Origin of the sequence: Marinifilum breve (genome assembly GCF_003202155.1) — a bacterium.
Lineage (GTDB): Bacteria > Bacteroidota > Bacteroidia > Bacteroidales > Marinifilaceae > Marinifilum > Marinifilum breve.
Genome location: NZ_QFLI01000001.1, coordinates 743,973 through 769,337, shown reverse-complemented (window position 1 = coordinate 769,337; position 25,365 = coordinate 743,973). Strand labels below are relative to the sequence as shown.

Here is a 25,365-nt window from a genome sequence, read left to right as displayed (position 1 = left end):
ATGTCAGAAGAAGTAAAAGTATTTGCACCCGGAAGTGTATCAAATGTAGGGTGTGGTTTCGATATATTAGGATTTGCCATTGATGGTATTGGCGATGAAATGATTCTTAAAAAGAATGATGAGAAGAAGATCAGGATAAGTCCTGTGAACGGATATGAGAATTTACCAACCGACCCTAAGAAAAATGTTGCTGGAGTAGCTATTCAGGCATTATTGGACGATTTGGGAAGTGATCAGGGATTCGATGTTGAGATTGTAAAAAATATAAAACCAGGAAGTGGTATTGGTTCGAGTGCAGCAAGTGCTGCAGGAGCTGTGGTTGCTGTCAATGAATTATTGGGGAGTCCTTATTCAAGATTGCAGTTGGTTGATTTTGCCATGATAGGTGAAGAGGTTGCATCGGGCGATATTCATGCCGATAATGTTGCACCAGCTACATTAGGAGGTTTTTGTTTGATTCGAGGATACAATCCTTTGGATGTGATTCATATTAATCCTCCAAAAGATTTGTGGTGTGTGGTTATTCATCCACAAATCGAAATTAAAACCAAAGAATCAAGAGAGCTTCTTTCTCCTGAAATCCCTTTGAAAAAGGCAATCCGTCAGTGGGGGAATGTTGCAGGTTTGATGTCTGGTTTATATACTTCAAATTATGAGTTAATTGGTCGATCATTGGAAGATCATATTGTTGAACCACAAAGAAAAGTTTTGATTCCTGAATTTGATGAGCTGAAACTCTCAGTTATGGAAGCAGGAGCTTTAGGTTGTAGTATTTCTGGTTCAGGACCATCGGTATTTGCTTTGGCAAATGGTAAAGAAACAGCTGATGTTATTGCTGGAGCTATGGATACTGTATTCAGAAGAACAGAATTGGACTATAAGATATATGTGTCGAAAGTGAGTGATGGAGGAGTAAAAATTCTGTAAGGGAGAAGCAATGAAATATTTTAGTACAAATAATAAAGAATTAAGATATAGCTTTAAAGAAGCTGTAATTAAAGGATTGGCTCCAGATAAAGGTTTGTTCTTTCCTGTAGAAATACCAAAGCTGAGCGATCAGTTTTTTAATGAATTGCCTAATCAAAATCTAGCCGAAATAAGTTATGAAGTGGCTAAGTATTTTGTGGGAGAAGATATCGAAGAGAAGGAACTCAAGAATATTTGCAAGGAAGTATTCAATTTTCCAATTCCTTTGGTTAAGGTAGAAGAAGGAATGTATAGTTTAGAGTTATTTCATGGTCCAACCTGTGCATTTAAGGATGTTGGTGCACGTTTTATGAGTCGCTGCCTTAGTGCTTTTGCAAAAGAGAGCAATAAAGACGTTACCATTCTTGTTGCCACTTCAGGTGATACTGGTAGTGCGGTTGCCAATGGTTTCTTAGGAGTTGAGGGTGTGAATGTGATTATTTTGTATCCTAAAGGAAAAGTAAGTCATATTCAAGAGCAGCAACTTACCACAATGGGGCAAAATATTACAGCTCTGGAAGTGGAAGGAACATTCGACGATTGCCAGGCATTGGTTAAGGAAGCTTTCGCAGATGATGAATTAAATGCAAAATACAAGCTAACTTCTGCTAACTCTATTAATATTGCTCGTCTGTTGCCTCAAAGTTTCTATTATTTTTATGCGTGGGCTCAATTGCAAGAGAAAAACAAAGAAGTAATTGTTTCGGTACCTAGTGGAAATTACGGAAACTTAACAGGAGGATTACTGGCAAAACAAATGGGATTGCCAATTCATAATTTTGTGGCAGCTACTAATAGAAACAAGATTGTTCCAGATTATTTGGATAGTGGAAAATATGAACCAAAACCATCAGTTCAAACCATTTCCAATGCAATGGATGTTGGAGCACCTAGTAACTTCTCTCGCATGATGGAGATTTACAAAGAGAAATACTCTGATGTGATTAAAGATTTAAAAGGTGCTTGGTATTCTGATGAAGAAATTAAAGTAATCATGAAAGAGGTTTTCGATCGTGAAGCTTATATTTTAGATCCTCATGGTGCAGTTGGGTATTTGGGGCTTAACAAATACCTAAGTAAAGAAAAGCAAGTAGGTATATTTTTAGAAACAGCACATCCTGCTAAGTTTAAAGACATTGTTGAAGATGTTATTGAAAAAGAGGTAGAAATACCCAATTATTTGCAAGAATGTTTAAAAAAAGGAAAAAAATGTGTTGTTATTGGAAAAGCATTTCAAGAGTTTAAAACTTTCCTATTACAATAAAAAATTGATAAGATTAAACCAGGCCGAAAGGCTTGGTTTTTTTATGTGTTTAAATTCCTTGTAAATAAAGTATTTATATGAGTCATGAAAAAAATCCAATGATTGTGGTTTTATGTATCTGTCAGAAGATAAGGTAGTAAGAGTGGGTAGGTTGTAGAGCTAGTTTAAATGGTTGATTTTTAGAAATGCTTTTCGTAAATAGAATTTGGTTAAACTAAAATCGATGATAAATAGTTTTATGATTTAATAATTATTCCTGTGTGTATCATATCCAGTGTAGTTCGAAAAAAATAGGTTCTTTATTATGTTTTAATTTTTAAAAGATGAATTTTCTTATTTTTTCGTTATTGAAATTTGCAAACGTCCAGAAATCCTTTATATTTGTATAGAAATCAAATTTAAAAGCATTTTTTAACCCTAAAATTTTATAAAGTTATGAACAAAGCTCAATTAATTGATGCAATAGCTAGCAAGGCTGGTTTAACTAAAGCTGATTCTAAAAAAGCATTAGACGCTTTTATTGAAACTACTACTGAAGCACTAAAAGGTGATGATAGAGTAGCCCTTGTTGGATTCGGTTCATTCTCTGTATCTAAGCGTGACGCTAGAACTGGTAGAAACCCACAAACTGGTAAGCCAATCAATATCCCTGCAAAAAAGGTTATTAAATTTAAGGCTGGTTCAGAATTAGCAGACTCAGTACAATAAATATATTGTAAGTCATAAGAAATTAGGGGGGTAGAAATTACCTCCTTTTTTTATACCACAAATTTTAAAGATGGAAAAAGATTTACTGATTAGATCAATTGAATTTTTAGAAGAATTTGCGACAGAAAAACGTAGAAATCTCATAAATGAAAATGTAGATAATCGTACAAGATACATTACCGTAGCATTGGAAAACATTTTCCAGCCGCAAAATGCGAGTGCTGTAATTCGTTCTTGCGATTGTTTCGGCATTCAGGATTTGCATGTAATCGAAAACTCGAATGAATACACTTTAAATCCCGATGTTGTTATGGGATCTTCAAAATGGGTGGATTTGCATCGATACAACGAAAAGGATGAGAATACTCTTGATACCATAAACTCATTAAAAGAGGAAGGCTATAGAATTGTTGCTACAACACCCCATACCAATGATGTTCTTTTGCCAGATTTTGATTTATCGAAGGGTAAATCTGCATTTTTTTTCGGAACTGAGCTAACCGGATTATCTGATGTGGTAATGGATAATGCTGATGAATTTGTTAAAATCCCAATGTATGGCTTTACAGAGAGTTTTAATATTTCGGTTTCAGCAGCACTTGTGTTAAATCATTTGGCGACAGAAGTGCGCAGAACAGGCGTAAACTGGAAGTTATCAGAACAAGAAAGGTTAGAACTAAAATTAGAGTGGCTAAAAAAATCAGTTAAAAGAGGAGATAAATTGATAGAGGAGCAATTCAGACGTTGGGGAATCGACTGAAAATGATAAATATTAGAAGACTCAAAGAGGTGTTTATTTAGACCTATAATATTTTCATTAAATATTTCGGAAATGGTAAAAAGATTATTATTTTTGATGAAGACATTATTAGAATAGATAAATAAAATTTATTCGCTAATTCCTGACATTTAAATAATACCACTATATGAATTGTGTTGTAATTGACGATGATAAGCTTTCTAGAAAAGTTGTAGAGAGTTATATTGAGAGAACCGATTTCCTTACATTTGGAGCATCCTACCCAAGTGCAATTGATGCTATTAATAATATTAAAAAGAATGAGCCTGTAGACTTAATCTTTTTAGATATTGAAATGCCTGAAATGAGCGGGATGGAATTTCTAAATAGCCTTAACACAACTCCTCAAATCATTATAATTTCTTCTAAAGAGCAATATGCTCTTGAAGCTTTTGAGTATGATGTGACAGACTATTTATTGAAACCAATTAGTTACAGTAGATTCTTTAAGGCAGTTAATAAGGCAAATAAACGTTATAAAAATAGCGAAGGATTTATTCAGGATAAGAACGAGATCTTTATTAAGAGCAACTCATCTCTTGTTCGTTTAAATTATGATGATATTCTTTGGATTGAGGCATTGGAGAACTATGTTGTTGTGAATACATACCAGGAAAAATATACCATTCACTTTACAATGAAGGCTATAGAAGAAAAAATGCCAGCAGCACGTTTCTCCAGAATACATCGTTCATACATTGTAAATCTGAGTAAGATTGAGATGATAGAGGATAATTCAGTGGTAATTGATACCGATGGAGGACCAAAATCAATTCCAATTGGAAAATCATACCGTGATAAATTAATGGGTGATATCAATTTAATGACCCGATAGTTTTCTTTATAGCAGGATTTTTTTGAATTTTGTATTCAATAAAAATTCTGTATATGATTACCAATAGACAATTATTTCTACAACACGTAGCTACAACTTCTGATTTTCCAATCGCTTTGGAAATAGAAAGAGCAGAAGGCATATATATGTACGACCCGAGCGGGAAACCATATTTGGATCTCGTTTCGGGCGTTTCTGTTAGTAACCTGGGACATGGTCATCCAAAGGTAAAGCAAGCCATAAAAGATCAGGTAGATAAATACATGCACTTGATGGTGTATGGTGAATTTATCGAAACTCCGCAGGTACAACTTGCCAAACTATTATCCGATAATCTTCCGGAAAGCTTAAATTCAGTTTACTTTGTGAACTCTGGAAGTGAAGCCAATGAAGGAGCATTGAAATTAGCCAAAAGGTATACTGGTAGATCGGAAATTATTCACTTTACAAGAGCGTATCATGGTAGTACACATGGAGCATTAAGTGTACTTTGCGATGAGGAAATGAAAAATTCATTCCGTCCATTGTTGCCAGATGTTCGAATGATTGAGTTCGGAAATCAAGGAGATCTGGAACAAATCACAGAGAAGACAGCTTGTGTAATTCTAGAGCCAATTCAATCGGAAGGTGGAATGATTATTCCTTCGAAAGAATACATTCAGGCATTGAGAGCACGTTGTACTGAGAAAGGAGCTTTGTTGATTTTTGATGAGGTGCAGATGGGATTCGGTAGAACCGGAAAATTATTTGCATTCGAACATTTTAATGTTGTACCTGATATTTTGTGCCTGGCAAAAGCAATGGGTGGTGGAATGCCAGTTGGTGCCTTTATTTCTGACAAGAAAATTTTGGACTCATTTAAAACAAATCCAATGTTAGGACACATCACTACCTTTGGAGGGCATCCGGTTTGTTGTGCGGCCGCAAAAGCTTCATTAGAGGTTCTTTTAGAAGAAAATATTGTTGATGATGTTCAACGCAAGGGAGAATTGTTTGTAGAGCTTCTAAAAGATCATCCTTTAGTGAAAGGATTCCGTCAATTGGGACTTTTTATTGCTGTTATTGTGGAGTCGAAAGAAATCATGTTAGAGATAATGAAGGAAGCACATGAGCTTGGAGTTGTAATGGATGCATTCCTTTTCTGTGATGATGCTTACCGTATTGCGCCTCCATTGAATATTACCGATGAGGAAATTCACCACGCTTCTAATCTTTTGATTCAGGCAATGGATAAAGTAAATAAATAAGCATGAGATTTATTGGTGTTGTAATGATTCTGTTGTGCATGGGCTTTAGTGTCAATGCACAATTATCGGAAGTAGAGAAAGAAATTGCAGGTGATTTTGAACAATTGGTTCAAGCTGACAATGATTCGTTAAAGTTTGTAATCTGTAAGAAAATTGAAGATTCCTTTTTGCGAGTTTTGACTCAAAAGGAGAGTTTTGAATATACTTTTTCAAAATTGAACCGGATGGGGAAAATTACATCACCAGATCTTAGATTTAGAATTTACAATTGGAACTGTGTGCTTTCCGATGGGAGTTATAAGTATTTTGGACTACTTCAATACAAAGAGAAATCTAAAATAAAGGTGAAACTTCTTTCCGATAAATTGGATGCAGACATGTTTTCAAGATATCAGCCGGAAAATTGGCCAGGAGCATTGTATTATAAGATTATCCCATTTAAATCGAAAGGTGGATCAAACTATTTGCTATTGGGATGGGATGGCAACAATGTTTCAACCAATAGGAAGTTGATAGAAGTTCTAAGTTTTGAAAAATTGGGAATTAGGTTTGGAAAACCTGTTATTGATTGGAGAGGAAAACAACTTCATAGAGTGGTTTTTGAATACGCTAAGCAAGCACGAATGAGTATCAATTACCAGGAAAAAGAAAAGAGATTGGTGTTCGATCATTTGTCACCATCCAAGCCTCAATACGCAAACCAATTTGAATATTATGGTCCGGATTTTACACATGATGCTTTGCAGTTGAAAAAGGGAATTTGGATTCTACAGGAAGATGTGGATGTTAGAAACAAGTAATTTATGAGCGATACATTTAAATATCAGACGGAACAATTTGCCGATGTTAAAATATTAAGATATCAGGTACCAGGCTTTAGAGATTTAAGTCTGCAGCAAAAAAAGCTGATTTACTTTTTAGCTGAAGCAGCAAGGTGTGGTCGTGATATACTATTCGATCAGAATAACAAGTACAATTTAAGAATTAGAAGAACTTTGGAAGCCATTGTAAAATCATACGATGGCGATAGAGATTCGGATGATTTTAAGAACTTTTTGGTTTATACAAAAAGAGTGTGGTTCTCGAATGGGATTCATCATCATTATTCGATGGATAAGTTTCTGCCAGATTTCGATGAGGAGTTTTTTGGAGACTTGTTGGCGAATACCAATCCTGATCTATTGCCATTGGGTGATAAAGAAGAGGTTTTAGATTTAATGAATCAGCTGGTGCCAGTTATTTTTGAAGAAAACACTGAGGCCAAAAGAGTGGTTTTAAATCCTGATTTGGATTTAATTGCCGATTCGGCGAACAATTACTATGAAGGAGTTACTCAAAAAGAGGTAGAAGAATTCTACTCTAATGCTGATAATGGTGATGCTGAGAGACCTCTGTCCATTGGTTTAAATTCGAAGCTGACCAAAGAGAATGGCCAATTAACCGAGAAAATCTGGAAGATCGGAGGAATGTATTCTTCTGCAATTGAGAAGGTGGTATACTGGTTAGAGAAAGCAATAGAAGTTGCCGATAGCGACCTTCAGAAAGAATCATTAATAAAGCTGGTTGATTTTTATAGAACAGGTGATTTAAAAACATTCGACGAATATTCTATTCTTTGGGTGAAGGATTTGAATGCTCATGTAGATGTGGTAAACGGATTTATTGAAGTTTACGGTGATGCATTAGCCTTTAAAGCAAGCTGGGAATCAGTGGTTAACTTTAAGGATGTTGAGGCGACCAAACGTACTGAAATTATTTCGGATAATGCACAGTGGTTCGAGGATAATTCGCCGGTTGATGATAGATTTAAAAAGGATGAGGTAAAAGGTGTGAGCGCCAAAGTAATTACAGTTGCCATGTTGGGTGGTGATTGTCATCCGGCTACACCAATAGGAATCAACCTGCCAAATGCCGAATGGATTAGAAAAGAGCACGGAAGTAAATCTGTTACCATCGATAATATAACACATGCCTATCATCAATCATCTCTGAAAAGTGGAATGATAGATGAGTTTGCCTACAACCAAGAGGAAGTTGCACGAGCAAAAGAGCATGGCTATTTAGGAGGAAATTTGCATACCGATTTGCACGAATGTTTGGGACATGGATCCGGACAATTGTTGCCAGGTGTAGGAATGGATGCTTTGAAAAATTACCATTCTACACTGGAAGAGGCAAGAGCTGACTTGTTCGCGCTATACTATATGATGGATCCAAAAATGGTTGAAATTGGATTGATGCCAAGTCTGGATGTTGCAAAAGCAGAATACGATGGATACATCCGTAACGGATTTTTGACTCAACTTACCCGTATAGAACTGGGTAAGGATATTGAGGAATCGCACATGCGAAACAGGCAATTGATTGCCAAATGGGTATTTGAAAAAGGAGAGAAGGTGATTGAGAAAGTGAAGAATGAAGACAAAACTTTCTTTGTGGTGAAAGATTACGAAAAACTGAGAGATCTATTTGGAGAGTTGCTTGCCGAAGTGCAAAGAATAAAATCAGAAGGAGATCTTGAAGCAGGAAAAGCTTTGGTAGAGAATTACGGTGTTAAAGTTGATGAAGAACTTCATAAAGAGGTAAAAGAGCGATTCGAAAAACTAAATCTTGCAGCATATGCTGGTTTCATCAATCCGGATTATCATCCAATCATTGAAAATGATGAGATTGTTGATGTTGAAATATCTTATCCAATGGATTTTATGGAACAAATGTTAGAGTACGCAGAAAAGTATTCCTTCCTGCCACACATTAATTAAAAAATAGTTTCACTCAAAGTGCGCGATGTTTAAATGTATAAGAACGCAAAGGAATAACATACTTTGCGTTCTTTTTTTATTTTTCTCCGCGTCCTCTGCATGGAACAAGGTTTTATCGTACCAATTACCCACTATAACGAATAAGTAAATGGGAATTCTTGCATGCGTTTTACTTTTTCTAATTTTAAACACTCAATCTTAAATTAAACCATAAGCAATGATTAAAAAAATATCAATAGGTCTTGGTGTTTGCTTGCTATCTCTTACTGGCTTTGCTCAAGACATGGAGTACACCAAAAAGTTGGTAGAAAAATTAAGCTCCAAAGAATTTCATGGGCGTGGATATGTAAACAAAGGCGATAGTATTGCCGCGGCATATCTTTCTAAGGAAATGAAAGGCATAAAGTTGAAATCTCTTACTGAAAATTATTATCAGCCATATTCAATTTCGGTGAATACTTTTGCCAAAAATACCAAATTGGCTTTTGATGGAAAAGAGTTAAAAGCATCAAGCGAATATATAGTAAGTCCGAGTACAAAAACAGGAAAAGGTGAACTTGAACTAAGCTGGATTAACAAGGATGTTCTTACGAAATATTATGCATTGGGTGAATTTTTGGAGAAAGATCATTCGAATTCATTCTTGGCAATTGATTCAACAGGTTTAAATAATCCTGAGCTGTATAGTTTCGCTAAAACATTAATGAAAAAGAATGTTTTTAATGCCAAAGGAATTGTTTTAACCAGTGATAAATTAAAATATTCTACCAGAACCAAGCAGGACGATTTTACAAGCTTTACGGTTAAGACCGGTATAATTAGCCCCGAAGTAAAAACCATAAAATACGATATTCAAAGCGAGTTTATAGAGGATTACAAAACACAGAATTTGGTAGGTTTTATTCCTGGTAAAAGTGATACTTGCATTTTGTTTACTGCTCACTACGATCATTTGGGACATTTTGGAGACAATATGTATCCGGGAGCAAACGATAATGCCAGTGGTGTGGCCATGGTATTGAACTTGGCAAAATATTTTAAAGCCAAAAAGAGAAAGCCAAATTATACTTTGGTTTTCGCATTGTTTAGTGCCGAAGAAGCTGGTTTATTGGGATCGAAGCATTATGTGGAACATCCACTTTTTCCGTTGGAGCAAACCAAAATGGTTTTCAACTTCGATATGGTGGCAACAGGTGAGAAGGGTATTTATTTAATTAATGGTAAAACTGTACCGAAGGAATTGGAAAAGATAAATGCCATTAATAAGGAAAAGGAGTATGTATTTAATATGTATCCAACCAGAGCATCCTCTTCATCCGATCACGCACCATTTCATAAAAAAGGCGTGAAAGCGGTATTCTTTTATACATTTGGAGGTAATGGTGATTACCACGAAACAACCGATACTGCAGATAAATTATCATACAAGCAATTCGAAGGAATCTTTAAGCTGGTAAGAGATTATACGGAAATGAAATAGATATTTTGATGCTCTCACTTCAAGTGAAGGTATCAATATTTCAAAACTAAAGGAAAATTTACCATAAAGGATAAAAAGGGTTTTTACAAAGTTACACAAAGGGCTTTTGCTATTAGCAAAGGCTCTTTTTTTTTTGATGTACTCATTTGGGATTCCAATTAGAGTTCGGACTCCAAATAACAGAAAAGTGGGTGTTATAGTCATACCCCGACATTTTCAGCTTGCCTATAGTCGGAGCATGACAGTCCCAAAAGGAAAAAACTGTCAGAATTCGTAATCCTGACAGGTTAGTATACACAAATTATTTTCTATTGCTCACTTGTGGTACATTCTAAAGGAACAGTTTTTTCAATTACTTTTCTGCAAAATTCCAGGTATTCCGTAATTACATTTTCCAATTTGGTTCTTCTATAAGCATACCACCTATGCGATTCGCCAAAGCCTTTTAATTCGGCAATGTCTTTAATGAACTCTTCAATGGTTTCATTTTTTTCTTCTTTAGAACAGCCACGTACTGTTATTCCATAATAAGGTTCAGAGTAATAATCATCCATCCCAATAGAACAGGAAAATTCAACTTCTTTATATTCGAGTTTAATACCTAAATAAAAATATTTCTTATTCTTTGTATCATCAATATTAGATACAAAATCTTTATTTATAAAATCACTTTTGATCTTTTTTTTCCAATCAGATAGCTCTTCTTTAATTACAGATTCATAATGTTCTTTTAAGCATGATGCTACATTTTCAATTTCTTTTAGGGCATTATCCACTTTTGTTAGCTTTTCGTATTTTTCTGTTGCTTTATTTATTTCGAGTTCTTCAAGTAAACTATCTGTGAGTTCTTTATTCATTTTAAAATCTATTTCGCGTTGATTCAGTATTCCATTTAAGTGGTCGATATATTGTTTGATCGAGCTAACCAATAATTCATCTTTAACTCTGCATGTAGGTAATATATGTTTTTCAAGTAGGGGAATGATATCATCTTTAAAGTTAATTTCCCTGTAGTTTGAATTTCGTTTGTTTAAGGCAAAACTATTTTCCGAAGGGGATCCACCTTTTAGAGTTAAATATAGTGTGTAGATTTCGCTTTCCTTATAACCTCTTCCTTTTAATATGCTTTGATATCTTTCGATTTGATTTTCCTGATCAACAGCATCATGAATTTTATTTTCAATTATTATTGCATACTTACCATCTACATCTCTTATTAATCCATCAATGCGGAATTTTTCAACCGTAAAAATTGGTTTTACAATTTTAATTTTTCCGAATTCATCTCCCAGAAAATTTAAGAATAATCTGAGAAAAGGAAAATGTCCATTTTCTTCAAAGCTGATTATTTTAACAAATATCCTGTTGTGTGCATTTTCATTTGCTCCAATTTCGTCAATTAAATTAATGCGATAGGGCAATTCATCTTTTTTCTTCTGTTGCCATTTAGAGAAATCTGATGCTAATTTTATGATATCGACATCCTTTAACTCCTTAATTTTTATTTCATTCATATTGTTGTTATATAAAAACAAAACAAGGCCTCTCAGCCTTGTCTCTACCCAATTAATTAAATACTTATGACTTATTCCGCCTCGCTGTTTTCTTCCTCTTCGGAAGCAGGTCGGTTTCTACGAGTCCTTATTTTTGTGTTAATGGTTTCTATATAATGTGTAATTTTTGTGTAGGTTTCACCGAAAGTATCAGGTTGTACACGTTTCATCACCATTAAATAAGGTAGTAATTCGTTATTGAAAATATCAATCACCACTTTTTTCTGAATTGTTGAAGGGATTGTATCTTCCTTTAATGCTTGTATGTCCTGATTTTTAAGATACAGTGTATTTAACTGGGTAGCAACCGTTTTTAGCTCCATTATTGGAGTAGTAACGCCTACCAATGACTCTACCATTGGTTTCATATCAGGTTTTTCGTATTCTTCCACTAATGAAAAAGCACGAGCTATCTCTTTTTCATAACCCAATTTGTAGAAAGTACTATCGTAACTTTCTAATTTATTCAAGGCTTTTTCGGCGTTTTTGGCAATTGTTTCGTCAGAAGAGTAGGTGTTTGCTTCAATAAATTTTCTCAAACAAATTACTCTGTTGTCAAAATTAAGATCCAAGTCAGCCAATTCATTGGTGTACTCATGTTTTCTTTCTACACTTAAAGCTCCTGATAGAATTTTGGTTTCGGCAACCAATTTCGATTTTACTTCAATTAAATAAGGATTACCACTTAAATCGAGTTCTTCCAGTCGGGTTAGTGAGTTAGTTGCGATGTGTTTTGCTTCGTCGGCGTCGCACCTGCTTAGGATTTTTGTTTCCATAATTCAATGTTTTGGTTTGTGATATAAGGTTTTGTATTATTGGGTAAATCTAAATTATGAAAGTAAAATGAATTTTAAAAGTTAATCAGTATAAAAATACTGATTTTAATGTTTTAGCAAAATTGGCACGTTTGATAGCTTGATTTTATGAAAGTTATTCGTAATTTAAATATTTTTTGTATTTCGGTTTTGAATTTATTTGGCAAAATATGCTTAACTCTAAGTGAGTGCAATAAACCCTTGACAAAACGCCCTCAACGAAAAAAGCTAGGTGAAATTACTTGACAAAATGTTCTCGACGGCTGGAGTTGGCAAAAACCAACGGACAAAATGCTCTCGACGGCTGGAGTTGCAAAATACCAATGGACAAAATGCTCTCGACAGCTAGAATTGTCAAAATCCAATGGCAAAATGCTCTCGATGATCGGGGAGGGGAAAATTTCAATGGAAAAGAGCTCTCGCCAGGTAGGGAGAAGGAAATTCTGTTGGCAATTTGTTATTTGGGTAGAGACGTAGCATGCTACGTCTGTACGGGTGCTACATAAAAGAAACCTGCCAGAATTTGTAATCCTGACAGGTTTATATTAATGATATTTTGGAAAAATTTTAAAAATTAAATTTCAACTTTACGCCAGTATCTCTGTGATGTTTGCCATCGAAACTCCAAACTACTTCAACATCCATGAAAAGGAAGATTTGTGACAATCCGTAACCCACTTCCCAATAGTTTTTCTTGTTTTCGTGTGTTAGGTAGTTGGCAAATACCCTTTCCTGAATGGCTAATGAGTTGTTCAAAATAGGCAAGCGTTTTAACAGCAGTCTGTCCGATTCGTACTGTAGATGTGCCTCAATATAGTCTTCGGTAGTTGAATGCTGGTAATAATCCAACAAACGGAAAGTGTTTAAGCCACCACTCAACATTACGGTTGGCTTACTGGTATTAAAGTGTTTGAAATCCGAAAAGTGCATGTTGTCGCTCGATAGGAATGTTCCGGCTTTCACGCTATAGGATAATCGATCATTAAAACCGGTTTCAAATTCTTGTCTAACCGAAGCTTCAAGCAAGGAGTAATCGGCTTCAGAATCGAAAACATCTTTAATGGCTTGTTTGTATCTTAATCCGAAGGTTGGTTGATTGTGATACCAGGTCATTCGTTTTACACCTTTTTCGATATAATATCTGTGTCGTGGCGTATATTCCAAAGTAGCCTCGAAATTAAAGGATTTGTTATCCTGTACCAACAAAGGATCTACTCCTTCAGGAATGTTGATGGTATATTCATTATCATCAGGATCGGAAATGTACCACGAATTGGTATTGTACAACTGCTTTCGATTTGCATATTCAACACGAGTAGATAATCTTAAGCCATTGGCAATATCTGTATCGTGCCAAATGTTAATGTAGTTTTTATCGTACAGTTTCATGTAATTGTCTTTAAAATACAATGAACTGATGGCATTAAGAAGAGGATTGATACCTGTTTTTTCATTAAAATCGACTGCTTTACTTCCCAATCCAAAACCTATGTACGATCGCTTTAATCCATTGTAACGATAATACGTACTCAACGAATAATCGAGATGTTCACGTGAAAATGCATAGGTAAATTCCGGACTTAAAGTGAAATAATGCCCCAAAGTGTCGGATTTGGTATATCGAAATGGAGCATTAAAAGTAAATCCCTGAACGGTATTGTACGATACTTTATCGAAACTTAATAGTCCTGGAGTGCTGAAACTAGAGTTCGATTCTTTGTATTTGTAGGTTTTACCAAAAAGCAGGTGGCTGAATTTAAATTTTCGATTGGCAATTCTAACCGAGTCCTTGTACTCTGGAGAATTGCGAACAATTTCCATAGAGTCCTTTTTTTCGAAACTTATTTTTTCGTCTACCGATAGAGGGATTGGACGCATTTCGGCCCAATACAAAGAGTCTTTGTCTTTGGCATCCTTGGCCATTTTTACCTTTTCAATTTTAATTTCCAAAGGTTCACGCACCTTTTCTTTTTTAGGTTTTTCGGTGTCCTTTTCCATCAAGCGAGCCAATTTGCGCATTTCGGAATTGCTCATGTCATCCTTTTCCAGAAGTGTTTGAATTTCTTGCTTGCGTTTTTGTTCTTTTACCGATAATACTTTCGATTCCTGATTGCCCAATTCTGCCACTTGTGCGTCTTCCTGTTTTTTAGAAATGTCTAGTTTTTTCAGGTAATCATGATCCAAATCGGGATTCAAAGTAATCTCATAATCCTTAATAGAGGCAACATACATTCCTTCCAATCCGAAGCCCATGCCTTTAAATTTGATATTGAAATCGAAACTCACAGGCATCCAAACCTCTTCTTTTACTGGAGCGTACAATTGGTGCATGTGTACATCTGTCATTGGTAAATTCAATTTTAAATCGGCGGAGTGAATGTTCCAATAGTTTTCGGCAATATTAATGTAACCGCGAAACAAATCTTTCCCTTTTCTTTTGGGTGTTACCTTAATTTTGTTGATCATTCGTCCCTGATCTTCAAAAACTGATTCAAGCTCGAAGCGGTACACTGCAAAAGCAGTTTTATCTAGTGGAGAGATGAATCCGTCATCTTTGGTATTGTAAAGGTTGGCAGTAATAAACTGCATAGGATCAGCTTGCTCACCCAAACCAGATGAGCGTATGGAGATAACCTCTTCCTTTACCTTATCAGGCAATTCGAAGTGTATTTTCGAAATGTTTTCGGTTACAAAGGTTTTTCCTACAGTAATGCCTTCTTCTGCCAGTTTCTTTTTAAATAATCGGGGTACGCTGGTTACTTTTCCAGATCCTTTCAGGTATACCATATTGTTGTATTCGCTAACCTGCTTGGTGTAGTAATCGCCCATGGCAATGGCTTTGCGCATTACATAGTAAGCAGGATCTTCACCGCTGGCCAGTACCTTCACCTCTTTTAGTTGGTATGTTTGAGGAGCCAGGGCAACGTCCATGTTCAGATCGTTTTCTGTCATGTTAACCACAACCTCTTTGGTCTGATATCCGAGGTATCGGTAATGTAGATTCCATGTTCCTTTTGCAAGATCCATGTGGTATTCACCATCGATATTTGAAGTGGTTCCGGTTGCCAGTTCTTTGATGTAAATGTTGGCAAAAGGAATGGGTTTTCCTTCTAAATCTGTGATTTTACCGCTAATTTTCTGAGCATATCCCGATAAAGAAATCAGGAAGAAGAGAATGATAGTGTAAATTTTTGTCATGTTTGGCTTTGTTTTAATAAGTGTGTGACGGTTTAGTAGGTTTATTGTTACAGTTCTATCTTATATATGATGTTTGAATGGATAGAAACACGTATTCGATAATGTTATAAATGAATTTATTAGATAACAAATTGCATGTTGAAATTAATAATATAAATAATCAAGTTTAAGTGTGAAATTATGAAAATCATAGTTTTTTATTAAACGGTTTAAGAAGTTTTATGTTTTTTTAACAGCTTTGGAGGCATGTAATAACAAGAAATAATTTGCTACAGGTAACAGATTTCGAAACTCTGCATATAGATATACTTATAGCTTAATAGTTCTGCAAGTATTTTGCAGCTCAACCACAATCGTTTTGATGGGTAAGATGAGAAAATGAACTTTTTGCACGTTTTTATTGTGCAAAGCTGACAGAATTCTGCATTTTTTTCATCTTTCCTGTCTTAATGTCATAATTATTGTAATGGCACAGGCTTTGACTAAAGGCAAGAGTAAAATTTGAAAATTAATCTTTAAAAACAATATAACTATGTCAACAGGAAAAATTGGTGTTACCAGTAACGATCTGTTTCCGATTATTAAAAAATTCTTGTATTCAGATCATGATATCTTTTTGAGAGAGATTGTATCAAATGCAGTAGATGCAACTCAAAAGTTGAAAACATTAGCTTCAACTGGCGAATTCAAAGGAGAATTGGGTGACCTAACTGTTCGTGTGAACATTGATAAAGAGGCAAAAACAATTACCATTTCTGATAGTGGTATTGGTATGACTCAGGAAGAGATCGAAAAATATATCAACCAAATTGCTTTTTCGGGTGCAGAGGAATTCCTTGATAAATACAAAGATCAGGCGAATGCAATCATTGGTCACTTCGGTTTAGGATTCTACTCTTCATTCATGATTTCTGATAAAGTAGATATCGTAACCCTTTCTCATAAAGAAGGAGCGAAAGCTGTAAAATGGAGTTGTGAAGGGAATCCGGAATACACACTTGAAGAAGTTGAGAAAGCAGAAAGAGGTACTGATATTGTAATGCATGTTTCTGAAGAAGAGAAAGACTTTTTGGAAGAAAGCCGTATTCAGGAATTGTTGAACAAGTACTGTAAATTCTTACCAATCGAGATCGCTTTCGGTAAAAAGAAAGAGTGGAAAGATGGTAAGGAAGAAGAAACAAATCAAGATAATGTAATCAATGATACAAATCCTGCCTGGACGAAGAAGCCAGCTGATTTGAAAGAAGAAGATTACGGTGATTTCTACAAGCAGTTGTACCCAATGGGTGAGGATCCATTGTTCCACATTCACCTGAATGTTGATTATCCTTTCAACCTAACAGGTATTCTATACTTCCCAAAAATTAAGAATAGCGTAGAGATTCAAAAGAACAAAATTCAGTTGTACTGCAACCAGGTTTTTGTAACTGATTCGGTTGAAGGAATTGTTCCTGAATTCTTGACTTTACTACACGGTGTTATCGATTCTCCGGATATTCCATTGAACGTATCTCGTTCTTACTTGCAGTCAGACGGAAATGTCAAGAAAATTTCAAACCACATCACCAAAAAAGTGGCTGATAGCTTAATGGACATCTTCAAGAAAGACAGAACAGAGTTTGAAAGCAAGTGGGATGATCTTCGCATGTTCGTTGAATACGGAATGTTGACAGAAGAAAAATTCTTTGACAGAGCTAAGAAATTTTTCTTGATCAAGAATACTGAAGGAAAGTATTTCACTATAGAAGAGTACGAAGCAATCATTAAGGAAAATCAAACTGATAAGGATAACAACATTATTAACCTTTATGCAACCGATATGGATGCTCAGTTCTCGTATGTTGAGGCTGCCAAAGCTAAAGGATATGATGTATTGTTGATGGATAGCCAATTGGATAATCACATCATCAATCACTTGGAGCAGAAGGATACCAACAAGAAATATGTTCGTGTTGATTCTGATGTAGTTGACAAGTTGATTCAAAAAGATGAAGTGAAAGAATCGAAGTTATCAGAAGAAGAAAAAACTGATTTGATTCCTGTATTCAACTCGCAATTACCTACCGAAGGAGTAAACTATATGGTAACTTTTGAATCCTTGGGTGAAGAAGCACAACCATTAATGATTACTCAGGCTGAGTTTATGCGTCGTATGAAAGACATGGCGGCTATGAATGCTGGAATGGGATTCTATGGTGAAATGCCAGATTCTTACAACTTGGTAGTAAATACTGATCATGAATTGGTAGGTACAATTTTGAAAGATAAGGATGCAAACCTAAGCGATAAATTGGCTGAAGTTTCATCGAAACTGACTCCTCTTTTTGAAGAGAGAGAGGCTTTGGAAGCTTTGAAGAAAGACAAGAAAGAAGAAGAAGTACCTCAGGAGGAAAAAGATAAAATGGCTGATGTTCAAAAGCAAATTACTGAGGTAAATGCTGAGAAAGAAGGCTTATTGAAAGAGTTTGGTAAAGACAACCAATTGGTAAAACAATTGATCGACCTTGCATTGTTGGCTAACAACATGCTTAAAGGTGAGGAGCTTGCTAAATTCGTGAAACGTAGCGTTCAGATGATAAAGTAATTTAATCATTCGAAACATATATTGAAAGCCGGACTTTTAGTTCGGCTTTTTTTTGTGCTATATAGACGCAGATTGTTATAATTTGGTTTGAATCAGTGTCAATGAATAAAAAAAAAGCCCCGATCGGGGCTTTTATTATTTCTTTTTCAACTTATTTCTTTTTTTCTGGTTTCTCTTTTGAGCTTCCAATTGTTTTTGTCTGCCTTTCGAACCTGAAGGAGTTTTCATGTTCTTGGCTTTTTTCTGATGGAAGGCTCCGGTGTCACGTCTTATTGTATTTTTTACCTTGATATTTCTAGTTTGCTTTTTCTCATCTTCCAAAAGTTGTGAAGTAATCTCAACGTCTAATGGAACAGATTCGAGAGAAACAGGCTTGCGAATCAAATCCTCGATCTTTTCCATCAATTCTTCTTCGCCTTCGTTTACAAAGCTAATTGCGGTACCTTCTTTCTCCGCACGACCAGTTCTACCTACACGGTGAACATACTCTACATAGTTGGTAGGAATATCAAAGTTGATTACATGACTTACATCCTCGATATCAATACCACGAGCTGCAACATCCGAAGAAACCATTACTCTTGCTCTTCCTTCTTTAAAAGCATTCAAAGCATTGATACGTGTGTTTTGAGCTTTGTTGGAGTGAATAACACTCAACTCTTCACCCAAAACTTCCTCCAATCTATCTACAATTCTATCAGCATTTTTCTTGGTTTCGGTAAAAACCATCACCTTGTTAAATTCTTCTTTGTCTTCCAATAGGTATTTTAACAAGTTCACCTTGCTCAAAATATTAGGAACACGATACTGAATTTGATGTATGTTCTTTACGGTTGTTGCCTGTGGAGCAACTTCAATTCTTTCCGGCAGGAACAAGAAATCATCCGACATTTTTGCTACTGTATCCGAGAAAGTTGCAGAAAACAATAGGTTTTGATGTTTTTCAGGTAAGATATCAAAGATGGCATTCAGCTGAGGCATGAATCCAAGATCCATCATCTTGTCTGCTTCATCAATTACCAAGGTTTTCACCTGCGACATCTTTAAAACTCGGGTCATGTAGATATCCATCAAACGACCAGGAGTTGCTACCAAAATATCAACTCCATCGTATACTTTTTCTTTCTGAGTATTGATGTTAACGCCACCATAAATTCCCAAAGTACGAATGTCCATGTAAGGAGTTAGCAACTCGATGGTTTCGCAAACCTGTAAAACCAACTCTCTGGTTGGAACAACGATCAATGCACGAGGATCCATTCCTTTTGCGAAGTTCAATTTCATCAATATTGGCATCAAGTAAGCCAAAGTTTTACCAGTACCGGTTTGTGCAATACCAATAATATCTTTTCCTGAACGAACAGGGGAAAATACCTGGTGTTGAATTTCAGTAGGTTTTTCAAATCCGGCTTCATCCAAAGCCATTCTAATTTGCTTACTTAGTTTGATATCGTCAAATGAAATCATTGCTAAAATTTTTATAAAAAGTTCCGCAAAAATAGGGAATTTTTAGTGAATGAATGAAATTGTTTATGTGGAAATATATCCAATGGACGATTCATTATATATCAGAATGTTACTTCCAAATTGAACTCACTTCATTTTTTAAAGTGCTTATGGATTTGTCAATTTCAGGATTCTGAATCTGCATATGCGATTCAATTACGGCCTTACTCAATCCCAGAGAGGAGTCGGTTGGTATCAATTGCGATGCCTCCGAATTGATAAGTTGAATAATATTTTCCTTTGCAGCTTTTATATGCTTCCACAATTCACCTGAAACATACATCTGTTGCGATAAATTGTGCTCGAATTCTGTTCTAATGGCAGCAACCAATTTTTGCTGTAACTGCTGATTGTTCAAGCCCACAACATTCTCTCGCACGATTAAGGATTCAGGGTGAATTCTCTCCAAAAAGATAATTAATCGTTCATAGGCTTGTAATCGAATGGGCGTGATTTCTTTTTGATTGTTTAGAAAGATCTCTTGTTTTCTTTTTTGTTCATCTCTTTTAAAAAATGCTTTTGTTACGAAGTACGCCGTTGCAAAAACGACCAAGGATGGCAATATATATTTACTTATCTCAAGAATACCTGTCATTTTTTTAGGTTTTAGTTTAAAATTTTGTTTTTAGTTCATCCCCTGTGTGTTTAAAAACAGTATCTTTACATGCAGTAAGCAAAATTTTGTAAAAACCACTATATTTTGTTTACAGGGGGACATTATTTTAACAAAAGTATTAACCAAATTTTTAAATCCCTAAATTAAATTTAGAATGTTGAAAGTTTCGGACCGTATTGCAGCGATGGAATTATCTCCAACGCTTGCTATGTCACAGAAAAGTAGAGAAATGAAAGCTCAGGGAATCGATGTGATTAACCTGAGTGTTGGCGAACCTGATTTTGACACCCCTGATCATATCAAGAAAGCAGCGCAGAAGGCAATTGATGATAATTATTCACATTATTCGCCAGTTCCTGGGTTTCTTGAGTTGCGTCAGGCTGTTGTAAATAAATTAAAACGTGAAAACGGATTAGATTACACAACAGATCAGATTGTAGTATCAAACGGAGCGAAACAGTCAATTGCTAATGCCATGATGAGCATTGTGAACAAAGGAGATGAGGTGATCATCCCTTCGCCATTCTGGGTAAGCTACAGTGAAATTGTAAAACTAGCTGAAGGAACAAGTGTCTTTATTCCAACTAGCATTGAACAGGACTTTAAAATTACTCCTGATCAGCTTGAAAAGGCGATTACTCTTAAAACCAAAGCATTTTTGTTCAGTTCACCAAGTAACCCAACAGGAAGCTTGTATTCCAAGGAAGAGTTGCGCGCTCTCGCTGATGTTTTTGCAAAATATCCAGACATTGTAATCATGTCTGATGAAATTTATGAACACATCAACTATGTAGGTTCGCACGAAAGTATGGCACAATTTGCCGATATGAAAGATCGTGTTGTTGTGATCAACGGTGTTTCGAAAGGATATGCAATGACAGGTTGGAGAATTGGATATATTGCCGCTCCTTTATGGATTGCGAAAGCATGTGGCAAACTACAGGGGCAGATGACTTCTGGAGCTTCTTCTATAGCTCAAATGGCTTCCGTTGCAGCTTTGGATGGTGATCAGTCGAGCGTTGTATCCATGAGAACTGCTTTTAAGAAGCGAAGAGATTTAGCCTTGTCGCAGCTTAAAGAAATACCTGGTTTTGAAATTCGTGAACCGAAAGGTGCTTTTTACCTGTTTCCGCAGGTGAGCCAGTTGTTTGGAAAATCAAATGGTAGTGTGACTATTAATAATGCAACGGATTTGAGTTTGTATTTATTAGAATCAGCGAATGTTGCAACTGTAACAGGCGAAGCTTTTGGAGCTCCGGAGTGTTTGCGATTATCTTATGCAACTAGCGAAGAACAAATGGCCGAGGCAATTCGAAGAATTAAATCAGCGATAGAGAATTTGAAATAGTATCATAAGCATATATGATGAAGCCAGTACAAAATGTACTGGCTTTTTTTGTGGTAATAATTAATTGTTAAAAAATCATAAAAAATAAAATGATAGGTGGGGGATTATATAATTAAAATGGTTTAGCAATAAACTACAATCATGAAACACAAAATTTTATCAATCTTAATGATTGTCTTATTGACAAGCAATTTTTTAATGGCACAACATGTTTATCATTCCTATGATAGACTTAAAGTATCCGAATCCTTAACCAAACAAAATGGAAAAGAAGATGCAAAAGGAGGAAATTTAGAGGTAGGATTCCACTATGGACCTGCATGGACTTCTGGCGAAACAAAAGATTTTGCAAAGCGAGGAAATTCTTTTAGCATGAATCTTGGCACAAATAATGGTCGGGTATATTTTGGAACGGAGTTTAGTATTACTAGTTGGAAAGATTACGAGGATATTCCTGAAGCTAAAGAATTGAATTTTAATGAAACTAATTTTCTATGGTTGGTGCAAACGAAACTGTTTTTAGGGGAAGGAAATGTTCAGCCATATATTGGATGTGGAACAGATTTGATAAGTTTTGGTGAAGCCATTTTAACAGCTGATGAAGAAGAGGAAGATAGTTACCATTCCAGTTACTATGAGGAAGAAAAGAACTATAATACATGGTTTGTTCCAAGTTTCGGTTTGAGATGGAAGATGGGCAAAGACTTAAGTGGTAATGTAGGCTTAAGTGCGGATTTGTCAAGAAATTATAGCTATACACGATTACAAGTAGGTATTGTTTTTTAATTCATTCATAGTATGTTTCAAAAAATTAGTCTTCTATTCGTTTTATTATTTCTTTGCTGCTTAACATCCAAATCGCAAGAAAAATACTATCAATATTCAAAGAGTCCGAGAAACGATAAAATAGATCTTGATTTAATTACAGAGTTTGAAATTGGCTTTCATTCAGGACCGAACTGGACAATAGGGAATACAAGGAAAATAGCCAAATTCGGGCAGGTGTATAGTTTAAATATAGGTTGGAATAATGGGCAGATTTATGGAGGAACGGAATTTAATTTAAGATTTTGGGATGAAATTTTAAACGATTCTAAAGCCAATCAAGTTGATTTTAATAATCAACAATTCCTTTGGTTGTTGCATATGAAGTGGTATGTGATAAAGGGTGATATACAGCCTTTCTTGGGTGTTGGAACGGATTTTTTGTCACTTATAGATCATGCAATAAATCCATCTGATGATGATGAATATATTGATTATAGCGATGATGAAAGACAAAAGTTTATAAATTATAATGCATGGTTTGTACCATCAGCTGGAGTTCGATTTAAAATTAGAAAGTACATGTTTGCAGAAATAAGTACAACGCTCGACATTTCAGATAATTACAATTCAATGCGAATGCAAGTAGGTTTTATTTATCAACCACAGTTTTAAAACAAAAAACTCCCCCAAAAATTTGGAGGAGTTTTGTATATCTGGTTATGATTTACCTTACGAATATAATTCTTTTAAGCGTTTTGCCATACCATCAGCTAGAGCTTCACATTGATCGAAATCTTCTTGTCCAGGAGCACATAATGCTTCTGGTGTAACTTCGATGGTTTCCCATTTGATGTTTTCAGCAAATTTATTCAAACGCTTAAGGCCACCGCCTCCCCACGATTTAGATCCGAATACGCCAAGTACATGATCCTTAACTCCCATGTGCTCTAATTCGTTGATTAAAGTTTCCATGGTTGGGAAAACATCACCATTGTATGCGCAACTTCCTAAAATTACTCCACGATATCTGAAAATATCATTGATGATGTAAGAAGGGTGAGTTTTTGATGAATCGTGAATACGGATTTTTTTGATTCCTTTTCTAACCAAGTGACGAGCAATGTTATCCGCCATTTTCTCTGTGTTACCATACATCGATGAATAAACGATTACACACCCTTCATCAGTTTTGTATTGGCTCCACTTGTCGTATTTGGCAACAATATCAGCGATGTGAGTTCTCCAGATCGGACCGTGAGTAGCACAAATCATTTTGATTTCTAAACCACCTAACTTTTTCAATGCATTTTGAGTTGGACGACCATATTTACCAACAATATTTGAATAGTAACGGCTGATTTCTTCTTCTAAGTAATCTAAATCAAGTTCATCGTCGAAAATACCACCATCAAGAGTACCGAAAGCACCAAAAGCATCACCAGAGAACAGGATTCCATTGTTTGATTCGAATGTTACCATAGTTTCTGGCCAGTGTAACATTGGAACCATGTAGAAATTCAGTTTGTGTTCACCCAAATCGATGCTGTCACCTTCTCTAACTTCCATTAAATTGTCTTTAACACCGTAATAACGCTCCAACATAGGGAAGGTTTTCTTGTTTCCCACAATTTTCATTTCTGGATAGCGTTCCACCAACGAACGAATAGAACCAGAGTGATCAGGTTCCATGTGATTCACAATTAGGTAATCTGCCTTTCGACCATCAAGTACTTCCTCGATATTGTCAAGGTATTCATCCATTGTACCTTTTTCAACTGTGTCAACAATGGCTACCTTCTCATCTACAATTACATATGAGTTATAAGCAACACCCTTTGGCAATGGCCAGTAGTTCTCAAAAATGTGGGTTCTACGGTCATTAGTTCCTACCCAATAAATCTTCTCAGTAATGTTGTTCTTATTGTGCATTTCTTATTGTTTTGAAATATTTTGCATTTTCAGACATTAAAATCTTTTTGAAATTCGTATTGTTCCGAAAATCAAAAAGTTGAAAGACAAAGAAGTTCTCTTATTTAAAAAACAAATAAAGAGAAGCCTTGTTTTCAGGCCACAAAATTAAGAATTAATTTTTTTCCTTAATCAGAAAACAACATGTTCTTGAAAAAAAATGATCTATTGTTGAAGAAGTTTGATAAGTTGTTGCCTATTCAGGATTTTAATTTCTCTGCGATGAGTCTCGATTAATCCTTCTTGTTCCATTTCTTTTAGACTTCTTGCAAATGATGGACGAGTCACTCCAAAAAACTGAGCCATTTCTGATTGTGATTTTGGCAATGTTACTTGTTCCTTGTCTGGGGCTGCCAATTTTAATATGTAATTGGCCAATTTTCCTTTAATGGTTTTAAAATTAAGGAACATTAATTTGTTGGCCAAGAATTGGCTTCGATTTGAGATTGAATTCAAATAGTTGATTAGGAAGGTTCTATTTCTCTGAAACAAATCAACAACTGATTCCTTTGCTAAAGAGAAGATTTCTACATCCTCATTTGCAGTTACATTTACAGGAAATTGATTTCTTTGACCAAACAAAAAAGCGGAGGCAATAGGGTAGGGAGCCATGATGTCTTCAATTTTTATACTTTTTCCTGAAGGATCAAGCATTTCTCCTTTTACACTTCCTTTCATTACAATCATCAAGTTTTCACAGCGATCTTCACGAAAGGCAACCATATCACCTTTCGAATATTTTTTAATTTTATACTGCGCACCCAGTAGAAGAGTTTCCATTTCTTCTGGACTAATTCCCCTAAAAACTGGCGATTGAGAGAGTTGTTGAAATAGCATTTTATTGTAATCCGTTAATATTTTCTCAATGATACGTGTTTCCAGTTAATCTTCAAAAATAAAAGAGGGTATTATCTTTTTTATTTTGTGAGTAAGATGCGAGTTGATGAG

General features: G+C 35.4%; 20 protein-coding genes. 13 read left to right on the top strand and 7 right to left on the bottom strand.

Annotated features, from left to right (window positions below; all coding sequences use genetic code 11):
* The 9 genes from DF185_RS03210 (at position 1) to DF185_RS03170 (ending at position 10,061) form a co-directional block, all read left to right on the top strand.
* The gene (locus DF185_RS03210; protein ID WP_110359267.1) at positions 1-927 is read left to right on the top strand and encodes a homoserine kinase; all 927 of its coding nucleotides are present in this window, start codon (positions 1-3) and stop codon (positions 925-927) included.
* Positions 928-937: 10 nt separating this feature from the next.
* A complete protein-coding gene (thrC, locus tag DF185_RS03205; protein WP_110359266.1) occupies positions 938-2,230 on the top strand; it encodes a threonine synthase in 1,293 nt (430 codons plus the stop codon).
* 435 nt (positions 2,231-2,665) lie between these two features.
* Positions 2,666-2,938, top strand: coding sequence for an HU family DNA-binding protein (locus tag DF185_RS03200; protein WP_054717818.1), 273 nt, complete (start codon positions 2,666-2,668; stop codon positions 2,936-2,938).
* Between the two features lie 70 nt (positions 2,939-3,008).
* Positions 3,009-3,698, top strand: coding sequence for a TrmH family RNA methyltransferase (locus DF185_RS03195; protein ID WP_110359265.1), 690 nt, complete (start codon positions 3,009-3,011; stop codon positions 3,696-3,698).
* Between the two features lie 166 nt (positions 3,699-3,864).
* Positions 3,865-4,572, top strand: coding sequence for a LytR/AlgR family response regulator transcription factor (locus DF185_RS03190; protein WP_110359264.1), 708 nt, complete (start codon positions 3,865-3,867; stop codon positions 4,570-4,572).
* A 53-nt stretch (positions 4,573-4,625) separates the two neighbouring features.
* The gene (locus DF185_RS03185; protein WP_243421748.1) at positions 4,626-5,819 is read left to right on the top strand and encodes an aspartate aminotransferase family protein; all 1,194 of its coding nucleotides are present in this window, start codon (positions 4,626-4,628) and stop codon (positions 5,817-5,819) included.
* A 2-nt stretch (positions 5,820-5,821) separates the two neighbouring features.
* On the top strand, positions 5,822-6,619 hold the full coding sequence (locus DF185_RS03180; RefSeq protein WP_110359263.1) for a hypothetical protein: 798 nt from the start codon (positions 5,822-5,824) through the stop codon (positions 6,617-6,619).
* Between the two features lie 3 nt (positions 6,620-6,622).
* Positions 6,623-8,581, top strand: a complete 1,959-nt coding sequence (locus DF185_RS03175) for a dipeptidyl-peptidase 3 family protein (protein WP_110359262.1) — start codon at positions 6,623-6,625, stop codon at positions 8,579-8,581.
* Between the two features lie 217 nt (positions 8,582-8,798).
* Positions 8,799-10,061 carry a M28 family metallopeptidase gene (locus tag DF185_RS03170; protein WP_110359261.1) on the top strand — a complete coding sequence of 421 codons (1,263 nt, stop codon included), beginning with the start codon at positions 8,799-8,801 and terminating at the stop codon, positions 10,059-10,061.
* 308 nt (positions 10,062-10,369) lie between these two features.
* Here the strand turns inward: DF185_RS03170 and DF185_RS03165 are convergent, their stop codons facing one another.
* The 3 genes from DF185_RS03165 to DF185_RS03150 form a co-directional block, all read right to left on the bottom strand.
* On the bottom strand, positions 10,370-11,575 hold the full coding sequence (locus DF185_RS03165; RefSeq protein WP_110359260.1) for a PD-(D/E)XK nuclease family protein: 1,206 nt from the start codon (positions 11,573-11,575) through the stop codon (positions 10,370-10,372).
* 71 nt (positions 11,576-11,646) lie between these two features.
* Positions 11,647-12,390 (bottom strand): DUF6261 family protein, encoded by a 744-nt coding sequence (locus DF185_RS03160; RefSeq protein ID WP_110359259.1) that lies wholly within the window; start codon positions 12,388-12,390, stop codon positions 11,647-11,649.
* A gap of 606 nt (positions 12,391-12,996) precedes the next feature.
* Positions 12,997-15,627: a DUF5686 and carboxypeptidase regulatory-like domain-containing protein gene (locus DF185_RS03150; protein WP_110359257.1), complete on the bottom strand. Its 2,631-nt coding sequence runs from the start codon at positions 15,625-15,627 to the stop codon at positions 12,997-12,999.
* 532 nt (positions 15,628-16,159) lie between these two features.
* Between DF185_RS03150 and htpG the strand changes: the two genes are divergently transcribed.
* On the top strand, positions 16,160-18,211 hold the full coding sequence (gene htpG, locus DF185_RS03145; RefSeq protein WP_110359256.1) for a molecular chaperone HtpG: 2,052 nt from the start codon (positions 16,160-16,162) through the stop codon (positions 18,209-18,211).
* Positions 18,212-18,346: 135 nt separating this feature from the next.
* Here htpG and DF185_RS03140 read toward each other — a convergent pair whose 3' ends face one another.
* Both DF185_RS03140 and DF185_RS03135 read right to left on the bottom strand, forming a co-directional pair.
* Positions 18,347-19,678 carry a DEAD/DEAH box helicase gene (locus DF185_RS03140; protein ID WP_207784558.1) on the bottom strand — a complete coding sequence of 444 codons (1,332 nt, stop codon included), beginning with the start codon at positions 19,676-19,678 and terminating at the stop codon, positions 18,347-18,349.
* Positions 19,679-19,787: 109 nt separating this feature from the next.
* Positions 19,788-20,312 carry a DUF7935 family protein gene (locus DF185_RS03135; RefSeq protein WP_110359255.1) on the bottom strand — a complete coding sequence of 175 codons (525 nt, stop codon included), beginning with the start codon at positions 20,310-20,312 and terminating at the stop codon, positions 19,788-19,790.
* A gap of 175 nt (positions 20,313-20,487) precedes the next feature.
* On the opposite strand from DF185_RS03135, the gene DF185_RS03130 reads away from it, so the two are divergent.
* The 3 genes from DF185_RS03130 to DF185_RS03120 all read left to right on the top strand — a co-directional run bounded on the left by DF185_RS03130 (position 20,488) and on the right by DF185_RS03120 (position 23,121).
* Positions 20,488-21,681, top strand: a complete 1,194-nt coding sequence (locus tag DF185_RS03130; RefSeq protein WP_110359254.1) for a pyridoxal phosphate-dependent aminotransferase — start codon at positions 20,488-20,490, stop codon at positions 21,679-21,681.
* A 141-nt stretch (positions 21,682-21,822) separates the two neighbouring features.
* Positions 21,823-22,467 carry a hypothetical protein gene (locus DF185_RS03125; protein ID WP_110359253.1) on the top strand — a complete coding sequence of 215 codons (645 nt, stop codon included), beginning with the start codon at positions 21,823-21,825 and terminating at the stop codon, positions 22,465-22,467.
* A 12-nt stretch (positions 22,468-22,479) separates the two neighbouring features.
* Positions 22,480-23,121 carry a protein kinase family protein gene (locus DF185_RS03120; RefSeq protein ID WP_110359252.1) on the top strand — a complete coding sequence of 214 codons (642 nt, stop codon included), beginning with the start codon at positions 22,480-22,482 and terminating at the stop codon, positions 23,119-23,121.
* 57 nt (positions 23,122-23,178) lie between these two features.
* Here DF185_RS03120 and DF185_RS03115 read toward each other — a convergent pair whose 3' ends face one another.
* Together DF185_RS03115 and DF185_RS03110 are read right to left on the bottom strand one after the other, a co-directional pair.
* Entirely contained in the window at positions 23,179-24,378 is a 1,200-nt protein-coding gene (locus DF185_RS03115; protein WP_110359251.1) for an FprA family A-type flavoprotein, read from the bottom strand.
* 204 nt (positions 24,379-24,582) lie between these two features.
* The gene (locus DF185_RS03110; RefSeq protein WP_110359250.1) at positions 24,583-25,254 is read right to left on the bottom strand and encodes a Crp/Fnr family transcriptional regulator; all 672 of its coding nucleotides are present in this window, start codon (positions 25,252-25,254) and stop codon (positions 24,583-24,585) included.
* Positions 25,255-25,365: the final 111 nt, after the last annotated feature.